We start from the raw sequence: 21,690 nt of genomic DNA on the forward strand, positions 1-21,690 counted from the left end.
GACCGGCTCGCTCAGCGTCTGGGCAGATAGGGCGCGATCTCGCCGATCGCCTGCGCCGCTGCGCGCGGATGGGCGTCTTGCGCCGCCAGCGCACGCCACTGGGCGAGGCTGTCGCAGGGCGCCATCAGGCCGCGCAGCCACTTCGCGTTGTCCCAGCCGCCGGGCAGGTCCGGATCGTCGGCCGGCGCGGGGACGCTGGCATCGAACCCGTTGAGGAAAAAGCGCCGGCCGCGACGGTCGAAGTGCAGGCCGACGCGCCCGTCGATCAGCACCGCGCCCTGGTCGGCGCCGACGAAGTGGAACCACTCGGTCTTCGCCGCCGGCCGGCGTGCGGCCAGCCACGGCAGCGCCTGCGCCAGCGGCAGGCCGCGCCCGCAGGCGAAGCTTGCGCCGAGATAGCGCCCGCGCAGGTAGAACGGCTTCAGCGTCAGCGCCCGCCAGCCGCCGCGATGGCGCAGCAGGACGTCGCCTTCGAGTTGCGCGGTCGCCCCCGGCTCCAGGCTGGAAGGTTGCCAGCCATGGGCGAGAGCGGTGTCCAGGTCCCACTCCGGGTCGAGTCCGAAGGCCGCGGCCGACACCAGCCGGCCATGGTCGAGAAACTGCGTGAGCACGGCGCGCAGGCTCAGCGGTGCTCGCGTCGTGGGCGCGTAGCCGTTCATGTCCGCGCGCTCCCGCCGGTCCGCAAGCGGGGCTGCCTCGACCGGGGCCAGTTCAATCCAGGAAGATCAGCCACGCCGCCACCACGATCAGCCCGAACCCGGCCCAGTGGTTCCACTTCAGCGGCTGGCCGAGGTACCAGATCGAGAAGCAGGCGAACACCAGCAAGGTGATGACCTCCTGCATGCCCTTGAGCTGCGGCGCCGAATAGACCGCGCTGCCCATGCGGTTGGCCGGCACCTGCAGGCAGTACTCGAACAAGGCGATGCCCCAGCTGACCGCGATGGCCACCGTCAGCGGCGCCGACTTGTACTTTAGGTGCCCGTACCAGGCGAAGGTCATGAAGATGTTGGAGCCGAGCAGCAGCAGGATCGGGTAGAGGCGGTCGGCGAGCATGCAAGGGCCACGGGGGCGGTTTGTGATGGACCTACAGTATGGCCTTCACGAACCGTCCACCTTGTGGAGGGCAATCTTCACAAAACTGAAGGACAGTGGAGAGGCTGCATGCAGGGTACGAGAGACGGGGGCCTGGTCCTCATCGTCGAAGACAACCGCAATATCTCCGAGATGGTGGGCGAGTACCTGGAAAGCCGAGGCTTCGAGGTCGACTACGCCGCCGATGGTCTGGACGGATACCGGTTGGCGACGGAGAACAGCTACGACGTGGTCGTGCTGGATTTGATGCTGCCGCGCATGGACGGCATCGAGGTTTGCAAGAAGTTGCGCGAAGAAGCGCGAAAATCGACGCCGGTGCTGATGCTGACCGCGCGCGACACCCTCGATGAGAAGCTCACCGGCCTGAGCGCCGGCGCCGACGACTACCTGACCAAGCCCTTCGCGATCCAGGAACTGGAAGCGCGCCTGCGCGCCCTGATCCGGCGCGAGCGCCGCCAGGTCGGCGGCGAGGTGCTCAAGGTCGCCGATCTGGTGCTAGACCCGGCCAGCCTGCGGGTCACCCGCGGCGGCAGCGAATTGCAGCTCTCGCCGATCGGCCTGCGCCTGCTGACCATCTTGATGCGCGAATCGCCGCGCGTGGTCAGCCGGCAGGAGATCGAGCGCGAGATCTGGGGCAACGGCCTGCCCGATTCGGACACCTTGCGCAGCCATCTGTACAACCTGCGCAAGACCATCGACAAGCCCTTCGACAAGCAATTGCTGCATACCGTGCAGAGCGCCGGCTACCGGGTGGCGGACATTTCGCAGCCGCCGGACTGATTGGACCGGTCCCCCGCCACCGCCATGCCGCAAGGGCTACCGCGCAAGATCAAGCTTGCCTTCATCCTGCAAGCCTTGATCGGCAGCATAGCGATCACGCTGGGCATCCTCCTGGCGGGGCTGGCGGTGCGCCATGTGGTGCTCGAGCAGCGCATGCAGCGCGAGGCCGACGACTACTGGGACGGGCGCAAGCGCGATCCGGCCTATCCGCTGCCGCGCACCTCGACCACGCGCGGCCATTTCGTCCCCACCGGCGCCAGCGATTCGGTGCTGCCGGCGCAGATGCGCGGGGTCGACTCGGGCCTGCACAACCTGCCCGGCGGCGGCCGCGTGGTGCTGGTGGACCGGCGCGAGAGCGGCAGCTTCTACCTGGTGTATTCGACCTCGCTGATCGACGAGGCGATCCTCTACACCGGTTTGTTCTCGCTGCTGTTCTCGCTGCTGACCACCTACCTGATTTCCTGGCATACCTACCGCACTTCCAAGCGCCTGGTCTCGCCGGTGAGTTGGCTGGCCAACGTGGTCTCGCAATGGGATCCGCGCGATCCCGACACCAGCCTGATCGAGCCGATCAAATTCCCCTACGACCCCGGCAGCGAAGTGCGCCGGCTGTCGAGCGCGCTCAGCGGCCTGGCCGAACGCGTCAGCGACTTCGTCCAGCGCGAGCGCGACTTCACCCGCGACGCCAGCCATGAGCTGCGCACGCCGCTGACGGTGATCCGCGTAGCCACCGACCTGATGCTGGCCGACCCCGACACCCCGGTGCGCGCGCAGCGCTCGCTGCTGCGGGTGCAGCGCGCCGGCCGCGACATGGAGGCGGTGATCGACGCCTTCCTGATCCTGGCGCGCGAATCCGATGTGGAGCCGCAATCGGAAGAATTCGCCGTGCGCGACATCGTCGACAACGAGATGGAGCGGATCCTGCCGCTGCTCAACGGCAAGCCGGTGGAACTGCATCTGTACGACGAAGGCGGCCCGCGCCTGACCGCGCCGCCGCATGCGCTGGGGGTGATGGTGGCCAACCTGCTCAGCAACGCGGTGCGCTTCACCGACAGTGGCCGCATCGACGTGCGCCTGGGCCGCGACAGCATCGAGATCCGCGACACCGGCATCGGCATGTCGGTGGAGACCCTGACCAAGGCCTTCACCCCGTTCTACCGCGCCGATTTCTCCGCCGGCGACGGCAAGGGCATGGGCTTGTCGATCGTGCGCCGGCTCGGCGAGCGCTTTGGCTGGCCGGTGACCCTGACCAGCGCGCCGGGGCAGGGCACCACCGCGGTGATCCGGTTCAAGCCGGGCCTGCCGCAACCGCCGGCGCCGCCGCCGAGCGCGCCGGTGCCGCGGGTGCCGGAGGCCTGAGGCCTCGGCCTCCTGCCGGGAACAGATAGCCCAGATCGCCGCATCGTTGGTGGGCGCAGCCGGCTTTTGTGGGAGGGACTTCAGTCCCGATGCTTTCCGTTCAGATCGCGGCGACCCGGCACAACAGCGTCGGGACTGAAGTCCCTCCCACAAGAGGTCCTTCCACAGAAGTCGCCTACCCACTGAAGTCCCTCCCGCAAGCGCCCGGCGATCCTCATCCCGACCGCGCGACGCTTCGCCTCATCGCCGCATCCATGAACCGATGCCGCCTTGCCGCCGCTTCGCGCACGCGGTCAAACTCGACATCGGCAACAGGCGTTGAAAAATTCGACGCATAACGTGTCAACCCCATTCAGCCACGCGCGTTGGCACCTGCAGAGCCCACCGTCCCGAACTCATGAGCGCAGCCCAGTCGTCCTCGCCCCGTTCCGCGTCCTCCCTGCGCCCGCGCAAATCCCCGTGGCCCAAGCGCGCGGCCATCGCCGTGGCGGTGCTGGCGCTGGCCGGGATTGGCTGGCACTTCTACAGCCAGCGCAACGCCGAGCAGGCCGCCAGCGCCTACCGCACCGCCAAGATCGAGCGCGGCGACATCCGCGTGACCATCTCGGCCACCGGCGCGCTGTCGGCGATTTCCACCGTCGACGTGGGCAGCCAGATTTCCGGGCAGATGATCGAAGTGCTGGCCGACTACAACGACCGCGTGACCAAGGGCCAGGTGATCGCGCGCATCGACCCGAGCACGTACGAGGCGCAGATCAACCAGGGCAACGCCCAGGTCGCCAACGCCCGCGCCTCGCTGGCCACCGCGCAGGCGACCTTGCGCAACGCCGAGCTCGACTACCAGCGCAAAGCCTCGCTGTCGAAAGACCAGCTGATCGCGCGCAGCGACGTCGACCTGGCCCGCGCCGCGCTCGACCAGGCCCGCGCCCAGCTCAACGGCGCCAAGGCGCAGATCGAACAGCAGATCGCCTCGACCCAGACCTCGCGCCTGAACCTGCAGCGCACGGTAATCCGCGCGCCGGTCGACGGCGTGGTGCTGACCCGCAGCATCGAGCCCGGCCAGACCGTGGCCGCGAGCCTGCAGGCGCCGGTGCTGTTCCAGATCGCCGAAGACCTGTCGAAGATGGAGATCGTGCTGGCCATCGACGAGGCCGACATCGGCCAGGTCAAATCCGGCCAGGCGGTCAACTTCACCGTCGATTCCTTCCCCGACCGCAAGTTCCGCGGCGCCGTGCAGCAGGTGCGGCTGTCGGCGACCAACACCAGCAACGTCATCACGTATCCGGTGGTGGTGTCGGTCGACAACGCCGACGGCGTGCTGTTGCCGGGCATGACCGCCAACGCCGAAATCGAAGTCAGCCACCGCGACGACGTGCTGCGCGTGGGCAACGCCGCGCTGCGCTACAAGCCCGACGACGACGCGGCGGCCGCAGCCGGCGCGCCGGCCGGCGGCCCCGGCGGTCAGCGCGGCGGCCTGGGCAACGACCTGCCGCGGGTGGCCGAGCAACTCAAGCTGAGCCCGGAGCAGCGCGCGGCGTTCGATGCGGCGCTGGAACAGATGAAGCAGCGCATGGCCGCGCGCAGCGTCGCGCCGGGCGGCGGTGCCAGTGGCGGTCCGCCGGGCGGTGGCGCGCCGACGATCATCATGGGCGGCGGCCGCGGGCCGGGCGGCGGTGGCGGCGGCAACAACAACCGCAACCGCGCCGCCGGCGCGGTCTCCGGCGCCGCGCGCCAGCGCATGCTCGAACGCTTCAACCAGCAGTTCGGCGCGTTCCGCGACACGCTCAGCGACGAGCAGAAAAAAACCTGGGACAGCGAAGTCTCGGCCTTGGTCAGCGCGCGCCGCGCGCCGCTGTACAAGTTGGTCGGCGGCAAGCCCGAAGCGGTGGTGGTGCGGGTCGGCGCCAGCGACGGCAGCTGGACCGAGGTCTCGGGCAACATCAAGGAAGGCGCCGAGGTCGTCGTCGGCACCGGACGCGGCGCGAAATGAGCGCCGTGGCCGCCGCAACGCCGGCCGCCGCGGTCATCGAGACGCGCGCGCTGGGCAAGGTCTATTCGCCCGGCAGCGAGGCCGAGGTGATCGCGCTGCACAGCGTCGACCTGCGCATCGCGCGCGGCGAGTTCGTCGCGATCATGGGGCCGTCCGGCTCGGGTAAATCGACGCTGATGAACCTGATCGGTTGCCTGGACACGCCGACCAGCGGCGTCTACCTGTGCGACGGCGTCGACGTGGCCACGCTCGACAAGGAAGAGCGCGCGATCCTGCGCCGCGACAAGATCGGCTTCGTGTTCCAGGGCTTCAACCTGCTGCCGCGCATGAACGCGCTGGAGAACGTGGCGATGCCGATGGGCTACGCCAACGTGCGCCGCGACGAGCGCGTGCAGCGCGCGCAGGAAGCGCTGGAGGCGGTCGGCCTGGGCCCGCGCGCCGGGCATCGGCCGAGCGAGCTGTCCGGCGGCCAGCAGCAGCGCGTGGCGATCGCCCGCGCGCTGATCAACCGCCCGCCGATCCTGCTCGCCGACGAACCCACCGGCGCGCTCGACACCCGCACCGGCGAGGAGATCCTGGCGCTGTTCAAGAGCCTGCAGGCGCGCGACCACACCGTGGTGCTGATCACCCACGACCCGGACGTGGCCGCGCACGCCGACCGCATCTTCGTGATGCGCGACGGCGAACTGCACGAGCAGGAGCGCGGCGCATGAACTTCCTCGAAGTGCTGCGCACGGCGGTATTCGCGCTGCGCGGCAATTGGCTGCGCAGCGCGCTGACGTCTCTGGGCGTCATCATCGGCATCGCGGCGGTGATCGTGATGGTCTCGGTCGGCCAGGGCACCCAGTCGGAGATCGACAAGCTGGTGTCCGGCCTGGGCTCCAACCGCCTGGACATCAGCGCCGGCGGCGGCGGGCGCGGCACCGGCGGCGTGCGCCTGAGCTCGTCGAGCTTCTTCACCCTGACCGAGGACGACGCCGAAGCGATCCGCACCGAAGTGCCGGAAGTGCAATACGTCGCCGCCTCGCTGCGCGGCGGCACCCAGGCGGTGTACGCGGAGAACAACTGGTCGACCCAGTGGCAGGGCGTGCAGCCGGATTTCTTCGACATCAACGGTTGGACCATCGCCTCGGGCTCGGACTTCGAAGCGCGCGATTACGGCAGCGGCGCCAAGTCGGTGATCCTGGGCGAAACCGTGCGCCGCGAACTGTTCGGCGACGAGGACGCGATCGGCCAGACCATCCGCCTGGGCCGGGTGCCGTACACGGTGCTGGGCACGCTCAACCCGAAGGGGCAGGGCGGCTTCGGCCAGGACCAGGACGACGTCGTGCTGGTGCCGCTGGAAACCGGGCGCCGGCGCATGCTCGGCGCGATGGGCCTGCCCAACGGCGCGGTGATGCAGATCGCGGTCGGCGTCGGCCGCGCCGAGGACGTGTCCTACGCGCAAGAACAGATCGAAGGCCTGCTGCGCCAGCGCCACAAGATCCAGCCCGGCGGCGACGACGATTTCAGCGTGCGCAACATCGCCGAGGTGGTGGCCACGCGTACGCAGACGACGCGCCTGATGTCGCTGCTGCTCGGCGCGGTGGCGACGATTTCGCTGATCGTCGGCGGCATCGGCATCATGAACATCATGCTGGTGTCGGTGACCGAGCGCATCCGCGAGATCGGCCTGCGCATGGCGGTCGGCGCCGGGCCGCGCGACATCCAGCGCCAGTTCCTGGCCGAGGCGATGCTGATCTCGCTGATCGGCGGCGCGCTGGGCATCGCCATCGGCGTGGTCGGCACCTTGCTGGTCGGCCGCATCGGCGCGCTGCCGGTGGCCTTGAACGGGCAGGTGATCGGGCTGGCGGCGGGGTTCTCGATCGCGACCGGTTTGTTCTTCGGCTACTACCCGGCGCGCAAGGCTTCGCAGCTGGATCCGATCGAGGCGCTGCGGCAGCAGTAGCGGATCGCCCGTGCGGCGATCCGGAGCCGCAGCGAACGTGGACCGGCCGAAGCCCCGTAGGAGCGGCGCAAGCCGCGACCGCGACAATCGGCTTGCGACGCAAATCTGCCCCCCGACGAAAGCGCGGCCTGCGACAAAAGTGTGGCGTGCGACGCAGGCGCGGTTTCGCGGTCGCGGCTTGCCCCGCTCCTACAGGGGGCGGACCGGGGGGCGCGTCGGCGAGGGCGCCGGTCGTGTACCTGAACCGGCCCGGCCGGCCCAGGCCGCTCGACAGGTGCAGCCGCCGCCCCGCCGCGGCCAGCCTCCGGCCCGCCGCGCCGGGCCCGGGCGGCCCGCACCCGCCCGCCGCCGCGCACCCGCGCCGGGGCGACCGCCGCGGGCTTGTGGCAAAATCCCGGCCCTGTGGCGGCCGCCGGCCGCCGTTCGTCTTACTCCGCCATCGGGCCGGCTCCCCCATCGGGCCGGTTCCGGCCCCAGGATCGAGAACGCCCGCCCATGCCGACTTCCCCGTCGTTCCCGACCGCGCGCCGCCGCGCCGTCGCCTCCGCTGCGAGCGTGCGCCGGCATGGCTGACGAATACGGACACTTGCCGCGCGGCCCCGGCCGCATCCTCAAGGCCGCGACCTGGTCCATGCAGGGCCTGCGCGCGGCCTGGCTGCACGAGTCCTCGTTCCGGCTCGAGGTCTGCCTGTTCCTGGTGCTGGCGCCGCTGGGCTGGTGGTTCGGCGAAACCGGAGTCGAGCGCTCGCTGCTGATCGGCTCGATCCTGCTGGTGCTGAGCGTGGAACTGCTCAACTCCGCGATCGAGGCGGTGATCGAACGCTACGGCCCGGAATTCCACGAACTCGCCGGCCGCGCCAAGGACATGGGCTCGGCGGCGGTGTTCGTGCTGCTGATGAACGTGCTGCTGGTGTGGGCCGCGATCCTCGGCCCGCGCCTGTGGCAGCACTGGATGGGCTGATCGCCCCGGCAAGGAACGCAACGCGCATCGTCAGGGCGGCGCCCCCGCGCCGTCCGCCCCGGGCCGCCCGTTTCGGCGCGCCCGTGCTCGCGGCCAGGCCGCGGGCGCTACACCCATAACACTCAGAGGTATGCCGCACGTGATGGAAATGCTGACCGATCCGCAAGTCTGGATCACCTTGTTCACCCTGAGCGCGATCGAGATCGTGCTGGGTATCGACAACCTCGTCTTCATCTCGATCGCGGTCAGCAAGCTGCCGTTCGACCAACGCGAGAAAGCGCGCAAGTTCGGCATCGCGGTGGCCTGCATCACCCGCATCGCGCTGCTGCTGACCCTGGCCTGGCTGGCCGGGCTGACCGCCGATCTGTTCACCGTCGCCGGCATCGGCATCTCGATCCGCGACCTGGTGCTGATCCTGGGCGGCGCATTCTTGCTGGTGAAGGGCTCGATGGAGATCAAGGACCTGATCGTCGGCGAGGAAGACTCCGACGACGTCCACACCAAGCCGGCGGCGTCGTTCATGATGGTCATCGCCCAGATCGCGGTGATCGACATCGTGTTCTCGCTGGACTCGGTGATCGCCGCGGTCGGCATGGCCAGCCACACCCCGGTGATGGTCGCCGCGATCCTGCTGGCGGTCGGCGTGATGCTGCTGGCGGCGCGTCCGCTGGGCCAATTCATCGACTCCAACCCGACCATCAAGATGCTGGCGCTGGCCTTCATCGTCCTGGTCGGCGCGTTCCTGATCCTCGACGGCCTGGGCATCCATGTGCCGAAGGGCTACATCTACGCGGCGATGGGTTTCTCGGCGCTGGTCGAGTGTTTGAACCTGTGGGCGAAGAAGCGCGCGGCGCAGCGCTTGACCGCCGAGTAAGCGCGGACATCCGCGCAGCGAACCAAGGCCGGCGAGCGATCGCCGGCCTTTTCGTTTTTGGCCGCCACCGTTTTGCGACGGGGCGGCTTTTGTGGGAGGGACTTCAGTCCCGACGCTTTTGTGCCGGATCGCCGCGAACGGACCGAACAGCATCGGGACTGAAGTCCCTCCCACAAAAGCACCAGCCAGCCCCTCCATAAAAGTCCAGCCAGTCCCTCCCACAAACGCATCCGGTCGAGTTCCGCCCCGTCTTCATCACGCGCCGTCCATTGCGCCGCCTCGCGCCCGGTGCTGCAATGCGGCCGTCATCCCGCCGGAGTGCCGCGCCATGTTGCGTCCCCTGATCGTGCTCGCCCTGGCCGTGCTGCTCAGCGGCTGCGGCTACAACACCATCCAGCAGAAGGACGAGGGCGTGAAAGCGGCCTGGTCGCAGGTGCTCAACGTCTACAAGCGCCGCGCCGACCTGGTGCCGAACCTGGTCGCCACGGTCAAGGGCTACGCCAGCCACGAGCAGCAGGTGCTGACCCAGGTCACCGAAGCGCGCGCCAAGGTCGGCAGCATCAACGTCAACGCCAACGACCAGGCCTCGCTGCAGCAGTTCGAGCAGGCCCAGGGCGAGCTGCGCGGCGCCATCGGCCGGCTGCTGGTGGTCAGCGAGAACTACCCGCAGCTCAAGGCCGACCAGAGCTTCCTGAACCTGCAGACGCAGCTGGAAGGCACCGAGAACCGGATCACGGTCGAGCGCCAGCGCTACATCGGCGCGGTGCAGGACTACAACACCTTCATCCGCCAGTTCCCCACCAACCTCACCGCCAAGCTGTTCGGCTACGCGACCAAGCCCAACTTCACGGTCGAGAACGAAGCGCAGATCCAGCAGGCGCCGACCGTCGACTTCGGCTCGGCCCAGCCCGCGCCGCAGCAGCCGGCGGCGCAACCGCCGGCGCCGCAGCAACCCTGATCGAGCGGCGATGAACACGGTTTCGCGCCGACCCTCGCGGCCCTGGGCGGCGCTGCTGGCGGCGTTGTGGCTGTGCGCCGCGCCGCTGGCCGCGCGCGAGACGGCGCCGGTCACGGTGGCGCTGCCGGCCGAGGGGACGCAGGCGCCGGCCGAAGCCGGGCCGTCGGCGGGCGTGCCGGTGCCGACCTTGACCGGCCCGGTGGTCGACCTCACCGGCAGCCTCGACGCCGCCGCGATCGCGCACCTGAGCGAGCGCTCGCTGGAACTGCAACGGCGCAAAGGCGCGCAGCTGATGTTGCTGATGCTCGACAGCACCGGCGGCGAAGACATCGCCGCCTACGCCGGCCGGGTGTTCGCGCAATGGCAGCCGGGCCGGGCGGGCGTCGACGACGGCGTGCTGATCGTGGTGGCCAAGCGCGACCGCAGCATGCGCATCCACCTCGGCCGCGGCCTGGACGAGGCGATCTCCGATCAGGATGCCGGCCGGATCATCGAGGAAGTCCTGGCCCCGGCGTTCCGCGACGGCGACTACGCCGGCGGTCTGGAGCGTGGTTACGACGCGTTGATCGGCCTGGTCGACGGCACGCCGTTGCCCGCGCCCGAAGGCGAACGCGTGCCGTGGCCGCTGTGGGTGTTCGCCGGCCTGATCGCCTCGCCGTTCGCGCTGATCCCCTTGTTCGGCATGCGTGCGGCGTGGCGGCGCGGGCCGATGGCGTTCTTCGGCCGGCTCGCGCTGATCGCCGCGGTGGCGGCGGCCGCCTACGTGTTCACCGCGCCGAAGGCGGCGCCGGACCTCCTGGACTGGAACCGGTGGATGCCGATGGCGCTGCTGACCTACATCACCACCGCGTTCGCAGCGGTCAGCGCGTTCGCCAGCGGCAGCGCGCGCCGCGGCGGTCCGCATTGGGACGACGAAGACGAGCGCCGGCGCCGGCGTTCGTCCTCGTCCTCATCCTCCAGCTCCAGCAGTTCCAGCAGCTATTCCGGCGGTGGCGGAAGCAGCGACGGCGGCGGCGCGTCGGGGCGCTGGTGATGGCGGCCACACGCCTGCAGTCCGGATTCGCGCCGCGCCGGCGTGGTGGCGCGCTCGCGCTGCTGCTATGCCTGCTGACGCTCGCGTGGCCGCTGTGGGCGCAGACGCCGCCGGCCGCGTTGCCGCCGGTGCCGGCGCTGGATTCGCCGGTGCGCGACGACACCGGCACGCTCGACCCCGCCACCCGCGCGCGCCTGGAAATGCGAGCGCGCGAGCTGCGCGAACGCAGCGGCGCGCAGTTGCAGGTGTTGGTCGTGGCCAGCACCGCGCCGGAAGACATCGCCGCCTATGCGCAGCGCACGTTCGATGCGTGGGCGCTCGGCCGCGCCGGCGTCGACGACGGCGTGCTGCTGGTGGTCGCGCGCGCGGACCGCCGTGCGCGCATCCAGGTCGGCTACGGACTGGAAGGCCGGATTACCGATGCGGCCGCGCAGGACGTGCTGTCCGATTACCTGCTGCCGGCGCTGGCGCGCGGCGAGTACGACGCCGGCATCGACGCCGCCAGCGCGGCGCTGGCCGCGCTGATCGAACAAGAACCGCTGCCGCCGCCGCACCCGGATGCCTATGCGTCCGCCGCGTCCGGCGCGGCGACGTGGCGGCCGGTCCACCTCATCGGCGTGCTCGGTTTCGCCTTTGCCCTGGCCGTGGGCTGGCAGGCGAACGCGCGCGGCTGGCCGCTGGCCGTGGCGGCGCCGGCGGCGTTGCTGCCGCCCGCGCTGGCCGCGGCGACCTGGGGCGGGCCGTCGGCGACCCGGATCGTGTTCGCGCTGGCCTGCGGCCTCGCCGGCGGCGCGCTCGGACAGGCGCTGCGGCCGCGGCGTTGGCTGCGCATCCTGGCCGGCGCGGTTGCGGTCGCGCTGGCCGTCGCGGTCGCGCTGGCGGCGCTGTTCTGCCGTGGCGTGCCGGCGCCGGGCGAGATCGGCATTGCGATGGTGGCGGTGCTGTTCGCCACGCCGCTGATGGTCGGCGTGGTCGCGCCGCCGGCGATCGCCTGGCAGAGCGGGCGGCTGGGGTTCGCGCTGCGCGTCGCGGTGCTGGCGGGCCTGGCCTGGTGCGGCTGGCGCGCGCTGCTGCGGCTCGGCGGCGGCGACCTGGCCGGCCTGGGCGCTGCCGGTTGGCTCGGCGTCGGGCTGTTCGGCTACTTCGCGTGGTTGCTGGTGTTCCTGCTCAACGGCGAAGGCTGGGGCGGCGGTTCGCGTTCGCGCGTAACGGCCGGCGGCCGGCGCGTGTCGGCCGATGGCGAACGCGCGGCGCGTTCGGGCGATCCGGCCCGTTCGGATTCGGGTGGTATGGGTTCGGGCGGATCCAACGGCTCGGACTGGTCCGGCGGCGGTGGCCGCAGCGGTGGCGGCGGAGCGAGCGGATCATGGTGAACCTGCGCACGATACGAACACGCGGCTGGCGCGCGCTGCTGGCGCTGGGCCTGTCGCTGCTGGCGGCGGCCGCCTTCGCCCAGGCGCCGGCGCCGATCCCGGCGCTGGATTCGCCGGTGGTCGACACTACCGGCACCCTCGACGCGACCGCGCGCGCGGCCCTGGAAGCGCAGGCGCGCGCGCTGCAGCAGCGCAAGGGCAGCCAGTTGCAGGTGCTGATGGTGGCGAGCACGCAACCGGAGGACATCGACTCCTACGCGGTGCGCGCGTTCGAGCAGTTCAAGCTCGGTCGCAAGGGCGTCGACGACGGCGTGCTGCTGGTGGTAGCCAAGGACGACCGGCGCGTGCGCATCGAGGTCGGCTACGGGCTGGAGGGCGCGATCACCGATCTGCAGTCCGGCCGCATCATCCAGGAATACATCGGGCCCAAGTTCCGCACCGGCGACTACGCCGGCGGCCTGCTCGACGCCACCGCGATGCTGACCCGGCTGATCGACGGCGAGCCGCTGCCCGAGCCGATGGGCGCCGGCGAGCAGGGCGTGGGCGCCGGCGCGGACGGCGGCAACTGGGTCATGGTGCTGGTGTTGGCGATGATCGGCTCGGCCTTGATCCGCGGCGTGTTCGGCGGCGTGCCGGCGCTGCTGCGCGGGGCGATCGGTGGCGTCGGCGCCGGCGTGGTCGCCTGGCTGCTGGCGATGTCGTGGGGCCTGGTCGCGCTGGCGGTGGCCTGCGGCTTCTTCTTCTCGCTGTTCGGCCGCGGCGACGGGCATTACGCCGGCAGCGGCGGCTGGGGCGGTTATGGCGGCGGCTGGGGTGGCGGTGGAGGCGGTGGTGGGGGCGGCTGGTCCGGCGGCGGCGGTTCGAGCGGAGGCGGCGGCGCCTCGGGGAGCTGGTGATGCGCATCCTCAAGCACCTGTGCGCCGCGTCGGCGCGGCGGCGGTTCCCCGAAGCCAGCCTGCGCCGCATCGCCGAGGCCATCGCCGTGGGCGAAGCCGACCACAGCGGCCAGCTGCGCTTCGCGGTCGAGGCGCGGCTGGGCTGGAACGAACTCATCGCCGGGCGCGACGCGCGCCAGGCCGCGCACGCCGCGTTCGCCCAGCTCGGGGTGTGGGACACCGCGGGCAACAACGGCGTGCTGCTGTACCTGTTGCTGGCCGATCACCGCATCGAGATCGTCGCCGACCGCGGCTACGCGCGGCGGGTCGGCGACGAGCGCTGGCAGGCGGTGTGCGAAGGCATCCAGCAGGCGCTGGCGGCCGGCGAGGCCGAGGCGGCCGTGCTCGGCGGCATCGCCGCTTTGAACCAGATCATGGCCGAGGCGTTTCCGCGCCGGGCCGGCGGCGCCGATGCGGCCGGCAACGAGTTGCCCGACGAGCCGGTTCTGCTGTAGCCGGTTCCGGGGCGGCCGATGCCGTCGCCGCCGATGCCGCACGAGCCAGTCCAGCCGCGCTGGGCCCTGCTGCCATCGCGCCTGTGGCAGCCGGCCGCGCAACAGCTCGTTCTAACCGACGTCGCCGCGGTCGGCGCCGCGTCGCCAGGCCCGGACAAGCACGCCGCTCGCAAGCCGCACCTCGGCAACCGCACGCCCCGCGCCGGCACAGCGCCGCCCCGGCGTCGCCGAGGCAAGCCCAAGCGCAGCTGAAACGCGGTGCGCCCCCGGCGCCCAGCGGCCGCAACCCGCACCCTGCGCGCCGGCGCGCTGGGGCACAATACGTCGGTCCTCCGCTGCCCCGAGCCCGTCTCGTCGCATGATCATCCTGCACCAGATCGATCCGATCGCGCTGTCCCTCGGCCCGCTGCAAATCCACTGGTACGGAATCATGTACCTGCTGGGTTTCGTCACCGCCTGGTGGCTGGGGCGGCAACGGGTCCGCGCCGGACGCCTGCCCGGGGTCAGCGAGGCCTCCTACGGCGACCTGCTGTTCTACGCCATGATCGGCGTCGTGCTCGGCGGCCGCATCGGCTACGTGTTGTTCTACGGCTTCGCCGATCTGCTGCGCGACCCGCTGATGCTGCTGCGCATCTGGGAAGGCGGCATGAGCTTCCACGGCGGCCTGCTCGGCGTGGTCGCCGCAGTGTGGTGGTGGTCGCGCAGCCACCGCACCCACTTCTTCGACACCCTCGACTTCATCGCCCCGCTGGTGCCGCCGGGCCTGGGCTTCGGCCGGCTCGGCAACTACATCGGCGGCGAGTTGTGGGGCAAGTTCACCGACGGCGGCTGGGGCGTGGTGTTTCCGCGCGCGCCGGAGTTCGCCAACTGGAGCGCGCAGCAACTGCAGACCCAGTTCGCCGCCGGCGCGCTGGAACGCTACGCCCGCCATCCCTCGCAGCTGTACCAGGCCGCGCTGGAAGGGCTGACCATGTTCGTGCTGCTGTGGTGGTTCTCCAGCAAGCCGCGCCCGCGCTATGCGGTCTCGGGCCTGTTCGCGCTGCTGTACGGCTGCTTCCGCTTCCTGGTCGAATTCGTGCGCGTGCCCGACCAGCAGCTCGGCGACCACGGCTACCTCGCCTTCGGCTGGCTGACCATGGGCCAGGTGCTGAGCGTGCCGCTGATCGTGCTGGGCCTGTTCTGGCTGTGGCTGTCCACGCGCTCGCCGACCCTGCAACCGCAACTGCCGGCGGCCGAGCCGGCCAAGGGCTGAGCGATGCGCCAATACCTCGACCTGCTGCGCCATGTGCTCGAACACGGCGCGGAGAAATCGGACCGCACCGGCACCGGCACGCGCAGCGTGTTCGGCTGGCAGATGCGCTTCGACTTGAACCAGGGCTTCCCGCTGGTCACCACCAAGAAGCTGCACCTGCGCTCGATCGTGCACGAGCTGCTGTGGTTCCTGCAGGGCGACACCAACATCGCCTACCTGAAAGCGAACAAGGTCGGCATCTGGGACGAATGGGCCGACGCCAACGGCGACCTCGGCCCGGTCTACGGCCACCAGTGGCGGCGCTGGGCCGACGGCGCGGGCGGCGAGATCGACCAGATCCGCTGGGTGGTGGACGAGATCAAGCGCAATCCCGATTCGCGCCGGCTGATCGTCAGCGCCTGGAACGTCGCCGACCTGCCGAAGATGGCGCTGATGCCCTGCCACGCGCTGTTCCAGTTCTACGTGGTCGACGGCAAGCTCAGCTGCCAGCTTTACCAGCGCAGCGGCGACATCTTCCTCGGCGTGCCGTTCAACATCGCCAGCTACGCGCTGCTGACCCACATGATCGCGCAGGTGTGCGGGCTGGGCGTCGGCGATTTCGTCCACACGCTGGGCGATGCGCATCTGTACTCGAATCACTTCGAGCAGGCGCGCGAGCAGCTCGCGCGCGAACCGCGCGCGCTGCCGACGCTGAGGCTCAATCCGGATGTGAGCGATCTGTTCGCGTTCGGCTACGACGATATCGCCATCGAGGGCTACGATCCCGCGCCCGCGATCAAGGCGCCGGTGGCGGTGTGAACGCCGCCGCCGCGCGCGGCGGTCGGGGATCGAACGGCGCCGGCGCCGCCGGGCCGCATGGAGCGCGCATGCCGCACTATCGTCGGCTCGCTGTGGTTGGGCTCGCGATGGCGTTGCTGGCGACGGTCGCTTGCGTGCATACGGCCGCGCCCGAACCGGCGCGCGCGCACGCCGCCGTCGCCGCCGATGCGCGCGTTCCCGTGGAGGCGATCGAAGCGGTGTCCGCGTTCTATCGCCTGCATATGCGCGCCTATGCCGACGGCAGCGCGGCCGGCCTGCCGCAAGGTCCGCGCCTGGCCGCGTGCGAGCCATTGCTGACCCGCGCGTTGCGCGCACGCCTGCAAAAAGCGCTGCGTCTGCAGGACCGCTTCATCGCCGAACATCCCGGCGACAAGCCGCCGCTGATCGAAGACGACGTCTTCAGCAGCGCGTTCCAGGACGAAAACCTCGTCGGCTTCGCGCCGGGCGCCGCCGAGGCGCTCGCCGGCGACCGCGCGCGCATCGACATCGCCTTGACCGTCGTCGCCGAGCCCGATCCCGCGCGGCAGCGGCACGACCGCGCGCTGATGCGCCGCGAGGATGGCGCCTGGAAACTCGACGACATCGAGTTCGACACCGCAGGCGCCGGCGGCAACGCACGGCTTTCGCTAGTTCTCGAAGAGGCTTTCCGATGACCGCACCGACCCCCGCCGCGCCGCGTCTGAGCCTGATCGCCGCGCTCGACCGCCATCACGCCATCGGCCGCGACAACGCGCTGCCGTGGCGTTTGTCCGACGACCTCAAACGCTTCAAGGCGCTGACCCTGGGCAAGCCGCTGTTGATGGGCCGCAAGACCGCGCAGTCGCTCGGCCGCGCGCTGCCGGGGCGGCGCAATCTGGTGCTGACGCGTTCGGGCGCGGTGCCGTTCGCCGGCATGGAGGCGGTGGGCTCGACCGAGCAGGCGCTGGAGTTGGCCGCGGCCGACGGCGCCGCCGAGCTGTGCGTGATCGGCGGCGGCGAGATCTATGCGCTGTGCCTGCCGTCGGCGACGCGGCTGTACCTGACCCGGGTCGACACCGTGGTCGAGGGCGCCGATGCGTTCTTCCCGCGCTTCGATGCCGCCGAATGGCGCGAGACCGCGCGCGAATCGCACCGCGCCGACGAACGCAACGAGTTCGACTTCGAGTACGTGGACTACGTTCGCCTGGGCATGGACTGAGTCTGCCGCAGGCGGCGGCGCTCAGGGCTTGGGCGCAGGCGCGCCGGTTTCGCCGGCGCTCGCCTCGATCGAGAACATGAAGCGATGCGGGCCGTCGGCGCGCTCGCGCGCGCCGGGCTGATCAGTGAGGGCGTAGATGGGCAGCGGCGACGCGCTCGCGAGTGCGGCGTGCAGCGCCGCGTAGGCGCTGGCGTCGCCGCGCACCGAGCCCATGCACAGGCGCGGCCCGCATTCGAACGCGTCGATATCGAGCGCGAGCTGGGCCTTGGCGATGGTGGCGGCCAGCATCGCGCGATAGGCGACGGTCTGCCGCTGCGCCTCAACGTCCGAGGCGCTGCGCGCCTTGAGGTCGGCGAGCGTGGCTTCGAATACGCGGTCCATGACCGACGCAGCCGCGTGGGTGCCAGCGCTCGCAGCCGGCGCGGCGCTATCGTCCACCGCCGCTCTGCGTTCCGCCTCGGCCTTGGCGGCCGCGTCCGACGTGTCGAGGTGGGTGCGCACGATCTGCACCAGAACCAGCACGCCGATGACGGCGCAACCCATCAGCAGCATCAGGTCGGGCCGATGCCGGCGGTACTCGCGCGCGTCGATCTCGGCGGCGAGCCGGCGGTTGGGGCCGCCGGTGCCGGGCGGCGGCTCGGCCGGCGTCTGCGGCGGCGGTGTCTCGGTCGGCTTCATCGCTGCGCGACCGCCGGCGGCAGCTGCGGCCGATAGCGTCCGGTGACGGTGTAGGCGAACAGCACGTCTTCCTCCTGCGTCCCGCGCGCGATGTTGTGCAGGATCAGCGGCCGGCGCCGGTCCCAGGAGCGGCGGTCGGAGACGATGCCGATGTGGGTCTGGCCGCGGCCGAGATCCCAGGTCACCACGTCGCCGGCGCGGTAGTCGGCGGCGTCGGCGCTGACCGGTTGCGACCAGCCCTGGCGCTCGAACCAGCGGCGCAGGTTGGGCACGCGGCGGTGGTCGATGCTGCGGTCGGTCGCCGTCGCCCGCCACAGCGCCGGGTACGCGGCGAAGTTGGCGCGCATGTCTTCGTGCACGCTGCGTTGCAGGTCCAGGCCCTGCACGCGCAGCGCGCGGATCACCACGTCGGTGCACACGCCGCGGTCGGGCGCGACGTCGCCGCCGGGATAGCTCAGTTGCACATAAGCCGGGTCGTACAAACGCACCACGCCGACCTGCGCGCGCGCGGCGGCGACCAGGGGCGGCGAGGGCTGGGCGGGTTCGGCCGAAGGCGCCGGCCATACGCGGCTGGTAGTGGAAGGCTCGGCCGGCGGCGCGGCGGATTGCGAGCAGGCGGCCAGCAGCGCGGCGAGCAGCGGCAGCGCGAAGCGAAGCAGTCGCGGCAAGAACCGGCCGGCCGATGCGCGAAGCATCGGCCCGGGCTGCGGTCGCGGCCATCCGTGGCGCAGGCGCATCGTCCGCTCAGCTCGCCGGCGGGCGCGGCGGCCTGGGCCGCGGCGGATGCGCCGGCACGTCGCGGCCGGGCACCTGGACCAGACGCAGCTCGTCGGTGTCCAGCTGCAGCGCGGTGAGCTTGCCGCCCCAGACCGCGCCGGTGTCGATGGCGTGCACGCCGTGGCCGATGAACAAGCCCAGCGTGGACCAGTGCCCGCACACGATCTTGAGATCGCGCTCGACCCGGCCCGGCACCTCGTACCAGGGGTACAGGCCGACCGGCTGGGTGCCCGGGCTGCCCTTGTCCTCGAAGGCGATGCGGCCGCGCGGCGTGCAATAGCGCAGGCGGGTGAAGATGTTGATGATCGCGCGATGGCGGTCGATGCCGGCCAGCTTGGGATTCCAGGCCGGGCGGTCGCCGTACATGTTCTTGAGCAGGCGCCGGTACTGATCGCCGTGCAGGCGCTCCTCGACCTCGCGCGCGTGGCGCTCGGCCATCGCCGGGGTCCAGCGCGGCGCCAGCCCGGCGTGCACCATCATCCAGCCGAGCGTGCGGTCGACGTGGACGAGCTTCTGCATGCGCAGCCAGTCCAGCAGCGACTCGCCGTCCTCGGCCAGGACGATGCGCTGCAGGTCGGGATTGACCTTGCGCTTCTCTTCCTCGGTGCGCTGGCCGATCGCCAGCAGCGACAGGTCGTGATTGCCCAGCACCACCACGCTGTGCTCGCGCAGCGAGTGGACCAGACGCAGTGTTTCCAGGGATTGCCCGCCGCGGTTGACCAGGTCGCCACAGAACCACAGCCGGTCCTGCGCGGGGTCGAAGTTGAGCCGCTCCAGCAGTCGCTGGGTGGCGTCGTAACAGCCTTGCAGGTCGCCGATTGCCCAAACGCTCATGTGCCGTCCGCGCTCAGTGCAGCGTGCGCGGCACGGTCAGGGTGAACGACGGAACCGGCGCATCGAAACGGGTGCCGTCGTCGGCCACCATCGCGTAGCTGCCTTCCATCGTGCCCAGGCTGGTTTCCAGCACCGCGCCGGAGGTGTATTCGTAATCGTCGCCCGGACGCAGCCACGGCTGCTCGCCGACCACGCCGTCGCCGCGCACTTCCTGCACCTTGCCGTTGGCGTCGGTGATCACCCAGTGGCGCGCGATCAGGCGCGCGGGAACGGTGCCGGCGTTGCGGATGTGGATGGTGTAGGCGAACACGTAGCGGTCCTGCTCCGGAGCGGATTGATCGTCCAGGTAACGGGTGGCCACGTCGATGTCGAAGACGTATTCGGTGGGGCGGTTCATGGCGGCAGTTTAAGCAAAGCGGGGATGAAGCGGGAATGAGTTCCCGCTATAACGCGGGGAGGGGCAAAACGCCCCGGGCGCAGCGGCTGGGATCGTGGTCGCAGGCGTCGGCGGGCGGCCGCGCCGGCAGCGGTTTGATGCGCTGCGATCAGCTCGCGGAAGGATCCGGCAGCACCTTGTCGTGCGCGCGCAGCCAGTTGGCCAGACGCACGAATTCGGCCACCTGCAACTGCTCGGCGCGCGCGTCGGGACGCAGGCCCGCGGCTTCGATCGAGGCGCCGTCGCAGACCAGCGAAAGCGCGTTGCGCAAGGTCTTGCGGCGCTGGCCGAAGGCGTCGCGGACCACGCGCGCGAACAGCGCGTGGTCGTCGATGCCGATGCGTTCGGGCGCCAGCGGGATCATCCGCACCACCGCCGAATCGACCTTCGGCGGCGGCCGGAACGCCGCCGGCGGCACGTCGAACAATGCGATCACCTGGCAGTAGGCCTGCAGCATCACGCTGAGCCGGCCGTAGACCTTGCTGCCGGGTTCGGCGGCCATGCGGTCGACGACTTCCTTCTGCAGCATGAAGTGCATGTCGCGGATCGCCGCGGCGTGCTCCAGCGCATGGAACAGGATCGGCGAGGACAGGTTGTAGGGCAGGTTGCCGACCAGCCGGATCGGCCCGCCGTTGTGCGCCAGGGCGCCGAAATCGACGGTGAGCACGTCGCGATGGATCACTTCCAGCGTGCCGTGCGAACGCGCCGACTCGGTGAGCGGGAAGATCAGGTCGCGGTCGAACTCGATCACGGTCAGCTCGCCGTGGCGGTCGAGCAGGGGGAAGGTGATCGCGCCCTGGCCGGGGCCGATTTCGACCAGACGGTCGCCTGGCTTGGGGTCCACCGCCTGCACGATCATCGCGATGATGTTGGCGTCGTGCAGGAAGTGCTGGCCCAGATGCTTCTTGGCCTCGGGCTTGAAGCCCTTGGCGTGGGTCTTGGCGGTGCCGGTCATGGCGAGCCTCCGGGCGGGGTACGGGAAGTGCGGGACGAACGCGTCCGGGCGATGCGGGCGCAGGTGTCGGCTGCGGCGATCAGGCTGGACGGGTCGGCCAGGCCGCGCCCGGCCAGGTCCAGGGCGGTGCCGTGGTCGACCGCCACGCGCGGGTAGGGCAGGCCCAGGGTCAGGTTCACCGCGCGCTCGAAACCGCTGTATTTGAGCACCGGCAGGCCCTGGTCGTGGTACATCGCGAGCACCGCGTCGAAGCCTTGCAGCTTGGCCGGCAGGAACGCGGTGTCGGCCGGCAGCGGGCCGATCAGGTCCAGCCCCTCGCCGCGCAGCGCGGCTAGGACCGGCTCGATCACCTCGATCTCCTCCATCCCCAGGTGCCCGGCTTCGCCGGCGTGGGGGTTGAGGCCGAGCACGGCGATGCGCGGGCGCTGCAGGCCGAAGTCGCCGCGCAGGGCGGCCTCGACGATGCGCAGGGTCCGCGCCAGCGGCTCGGGCGCGATCGCATCGGCGACCGCGCGCAGCGGCAGGTGGGTGGTGGCCAGGGCGACCCGGACGATGTCGTTGGCCAGCATCATCACCACCTCGCAGCCGGCCTGCTGGGCCAGCAGCTCGGTGGTGCCGGTGTAGGCGATGCCGCCTTGGTTGATGACCGCCTTGTGCACCGGGCCGGTGATCACCCCGTCCAGGCGCCCGTCCAGGCAGGCCTGGGCGGCGTCGGTGAGGGCCTGGATCACCGCCGCGGCGTTGGCCGGCTCGGGCGTGCCGAAGGCCGGGGGCGCGGGGTTGCGGATTTCGACCACGGCGATCTCGCCCGGCGCGCGCGAAGGGCGGTCGGGCGGAAGCAGGGTCAAGGGCAGGGCGAGGGCGTCGGCCGCGGCGCGCAGGCTGCGCGGGTCGGCGTAGCAGATCAGGTCGTAGTCGCGCGGCTGTTGCAGCAGCCGCACGCACAGCTCCGGCCCGACGCCGGCCGGCTCGCCCGGCACCAGCGCGAGCCGGGGCGGGGTCAC

25 protein-coding genes and 1 pseudogene are annotated in these 21,690 nt (G+C 71.0%); 17 read left to right on the plus strand and 9 right to left on the minus strand.

Going from position 1 to position 21,690, the window contains the following annotated elements; genetic code table 11:
- Positions 1-11 precede the first annotated feature (11 nt).
- Positions 12-659 (minus strand): hypothetical protein, encoded by a 648-nt coding sequence (locus tag BLU84_RS03625; RefSeq protein WP_074862965.1) that lies wholly within the window; start codon positions 657-659, stop codon positions 12-14.
- Between the two features lie 52 nt (positions 660-711).
- Positions 712-1,053 carry a DMT family protein gene (locus BLU84_RS03630; protein WP_074862967.1) on the minus strand — a complete coding sequence of 114 codons (342 nt, stop codon included), beginning with the start codon at positions 1,051-1,053 and terminating at the stop codon, positions 712-714.
- 108 nt (positions 1,054-1,161) lie between these two features.
- Between BLU84_RS03630 and BLU84_RS03635 the strand changes: the two genes are divergently transcribed.
- The 8 genes from BLU84_RS03635 (at position 1,162) to BLU84_RS03665 (ending at position 9,004) form a co-directional block, all read left to right on the plus strand.
- Positions 1,162-1,872, plus strand: a complete 711-nt coding sequence (locus tag BLU84_RS03635) for a response regulator transcription factor (protein ID WP_057948657.1) — start codon at positions 1,162-1,164, stop codon at positions 1,870-1,872.
- Between the two features lie 24 nt (positions 1,873-1,896).
- Positions 1,897-3,231 carry a sensor histidine kinase gene (locus BLU84_RS03640; protein WP_074862969.1) on the plus strand — a complete coding sequence of 445 codons (1,335 nt, stop codon included), beginning with the start codon at positions 1,897-1,899 and terminating at the stop codon, positions 3,229-3,231.
- A gap of 68 nt (positions 3,232-3,299) precedes the next feature.
- Positions 3,300-3,569, plus strand: coding sequence for a DUF6053 domain-containing protein (locus BLU84_RS28205; RefSeq protein ID WP_425479302.1), 270 nt, complete (start codon positions 3,300-3,302; stop codon positions 3,567-3,569).
- A gap of 59 nt (positions 3,570-3,628) precedes the next feature.
- Positions 3,629-5,221: an efflux RND transporter periplasmic adaptor subunit gene (locus BLU84_RS03645; RefSeq protein ID WP_083382283.1), complete on the plus strand. Its 1,593-nt coding sequence runs from the start codon at positions 3,629-3,631 to the stop codon at positions 5,219-5,221.
- Positions 5,218-5,934, plus strand: coding sequence for an ABC transporter ATP-binding protein (locus tag BLU84_RS03650; RefSeq protein ID WP_074862971.1), 717 nt, complete (start codon positions 5,218-5,220; stop codon positions 5,932-5,934). Before BLU84_RS03645 ends, BLU84_RS03650 begins: the two co-directional genes overlap by 4 nt.
- Positions 5,931-7,169 carry an ABC transporter permease gene (locus BLU84_RS03655; RefSeq protein ID WP_074862973.1) on the plus strand — a complete coding sequence of 413 codons (1,239 nt, stop codon included), beginning with the start codon at positions 5,931-5,933 and terminating at the stop codon, positions 7,167-7,169. The genes BLU84_RS03650 and BLU84_RS03655 overlap by 4 nt, the downstream gene beginning before the upstream one ends.
- Before the next feature lie 565 nt (positions 7,170-7,734).
- Entirely contained in the window at positions 7,735-8,130 is a 396-nt protein-coding gene (locus tag BLU84_RS03660; RefSeq protein ID WP_074862975.1) for a diacylglycerol kinase, read from the plus strand.
- Between the two features lie 130 nt (positions 8,131-8,260).
- Positions 8,261-9,004, plus strand: coding sequence for a TerC family protein (locus BLU84_RS03665; protein ID WP_233431051.1), 744 nt, complete (start codon positions 8,261-8,263; stop codon positions 9,002-9,004).
- Positions 9,005-9,097: 93 nt separating this feature from the next.
- Here the strand turns inward: BLU84_RS03665 and BLU84_RS28210 are convergent.
- Positions 9,098-9,202, minus strand: a pseudogene (locus BLU84_RS28210) (DUF6053 domain-containing protein); the annotation flags it as partial.
- Between the two features lie 130 nt (positions 9,203-9,332).
- Between BLU84_RS28210 and BLU84_RS03670 the strand changes: the two are divergent.
- The 9 genes from BLU84_RS03670 (at position 9,333) to BLU84_RS03715 (ending at position 17,006) form a co-directional block, all read left to right on the plus strand.
- On the plus strand, positions 9,333-9,962 hold the full coding sequence (locus BLU84_RS03670; RefSeq protein ID WP_074862979.1) for a LemA family protein: 630 nt from the start codon (positions 9,333-9,335) through the stop codon (positions 9,960-9,962).
- Positions 9,963-9,972: 10 nt separating this feature from the next.
- A complete protein-coding gene (locus BLU84_RS03675) occupies positions 9,973-10,995 on the plus strand; it encodes a TPM domain-containing protein (RefSeq protein ID WP_083382284.1) in 1,023 nt (340 codons plus the stop codon).
- Entirely contained in the window at positions 10,995-12,368 is a 1,374-nt protein-coding gene (locus tag BLU84_RS03680; RefSeq protein WP_074862982.1) for a TPM domain-containing protein, read from the plus strand. Before BLU84_RS03675 ends, BLU84_RS03680 begins: the two co-directional genes overlap by 1 nt.
- 11 nt (positions 12,369-12,379) lie before the next feature.
- On the plus strand, positions 12,380-13,264 hold the full coding sequence (locus tag BLU84_RS03685; RefSeq protein WP_425479320.1) for a TPM domain-containing protein: 885 nt from the start codon (positions 12,380-12,382) through the stop codon (positions 13,262-13,264).
- Positions 13,264-13,758, plus strand: a complete 495-nt coding sequence (locus BLU84_RS03690) for a TPM domain-containing protein (RefSeq protein WP_074862987.1) — start codon at positions 13,264-13,266, stop codon at positions 13,756-13,758. Before BLU84_RS03685 ends, BLU84_RS03690 begins: the two co-directional genes overlap by 1 nt.
- A gap of 358 nt (positions 13,759-14,116) precedes the next feature.
- Positions 14,117-15,010: a prolipoprotein diacylglyceryl transferase gene (gene lgt / locus BLU84_RS03700; RefSeq protein WP_074862992.1), complete on the plus strand. Its 894-nt coding sequence runs from the start codon at positions 14,117-14,119 to the stop codon at positions 15,008-15,010.
- A 3-nt stretch (positions 15,011-15,013) separates the two neighbouring features.
- Positions 15,014-15,808 (plus strand): thymidylate synthase, encoded by a 795-nt coding sequence (locus tag BLU84_RS03705; RefSeq protein ID WP_074862993.1) that lies wholly within the window; start codon positions 15,014-15,016, stop codon positions 15,806-15,808.
- A gap of 68 nt (positions 15,809-15,876) precedes the next feature.
- A complete protein-coding gene (locus BLU84_RS03710; protein ID WP_139174602.1) occupies positions 15,877-16,482 on the plus strand; it encodes a YqhG/Tai3 family protein in 606 nt (201 codons plus the stop codon).
- A complete protein-coding gene (locus BLU84_RS03715) occupies positions 16,479-17,006 on the plus strand; it encodes a dihydrofolate reductase (RefSeq protein ID WP_139174604.1) in 528 nt (175 codons plus the stop codon). Before BLU84_RS03710 ends, BLU84_RS03715 begins: the two co-directional genes overlap by 4 nt.
- A 21-nt stretch (positions 17,007-17,027) precedes the next feature.
- On the opposite strand, the gene BLU84_RS03720 is transcribed toward BLU84_RS03715, so the two are convergent.
- The 6 genes from BLU84_RS03720 to pdxA form a co-directional block, all read right to left on the minus strand.
- Entirely contained in the window at positions 17,028-17,684 is a 657-nt protein-coding gene (locus tag BLU84_RS03720; RefSeq protein WP_074862997.1) for a hypothetical protein, read from the minus strand.
- The gene (locus BLU84_RS03725) at positions 17,681-18,352 is read right to left on the minus strand and encodes a DUF1287 domain-containing protein (RefSeq protein ID WP_233431052.1); all 672 of its coding nucleotides are present in this window, start codon (positions 18,350-18,352) and stop codon (positions 17,681-17,683) included. The genes BLU84_RS03720 and BLU84_RS03725 overlap by 4 nt, the downstream gene beginning before the upstream one ends.
- A 76-nt stretch (positions 18,353-18,428) precedes the next feature.
- Positions 18,429-19,295, minus strand: coding sequence for a symmetrical bis(5'-nucleosyl)-tetraphosphatase (locus tag BLU84_RS03730; RefSeq protein WP_083382285.1), 867 nt, complete (start codon positions 19,293-19,295; stop codon positions 18,429-18,431).
- Between the two features lie 13 nt (positions 19,296-19,308).
- Positions 19,309-19,692, minus strand: a complete 384-nt coding sequence (apaG, locus tag BLU84_RS03735; RefSeq protein WP_074863001.1) for a Co2+/Mg2+ efflux protein ApaG — start codon at positions 19,690-19,692, stop codon at positions 19,309-19,311.
- A 148-nt stretch (positions 19,693-19,840) separates the two neighbouring features.
- Entirely contained in the window at positions 19,841-20,686 is an 846-nt protein-coding gene (rsmA, locus tag BLU84_RS03740; RefSeq protein WP_074863003.1) for a 16S rRNA (adenine(1518)-N(6)/adenine(1519)-N(6))-dimethyltransferase RsmA, read from the minus strand.
- On the minus strand, positions 20,683-21,690 hold the full coding sequence (pdxA, locus tag BLU84_RS03745; protein ID WP_074863005.1) for a 4-hydroxythreonine-4-phosphate dehydrogenase PdxA: 1,008 nt from the start codon (positions 21,688-21,690) through the stop codon (positions 20,683-20,685). Before pdxA ends, rsmA begins: the two co-directional genes overlap by 4 nt.

Source organism: Lysobacter enzymogenes (assembly GCF_900106525.1).
GTDB lineage: Bacteria > Pseudomonadota > Gammaproteobacteria > Xanthomonadales > Xanthomonadaceae > Lysobacter > Lysobacter enzymogenes.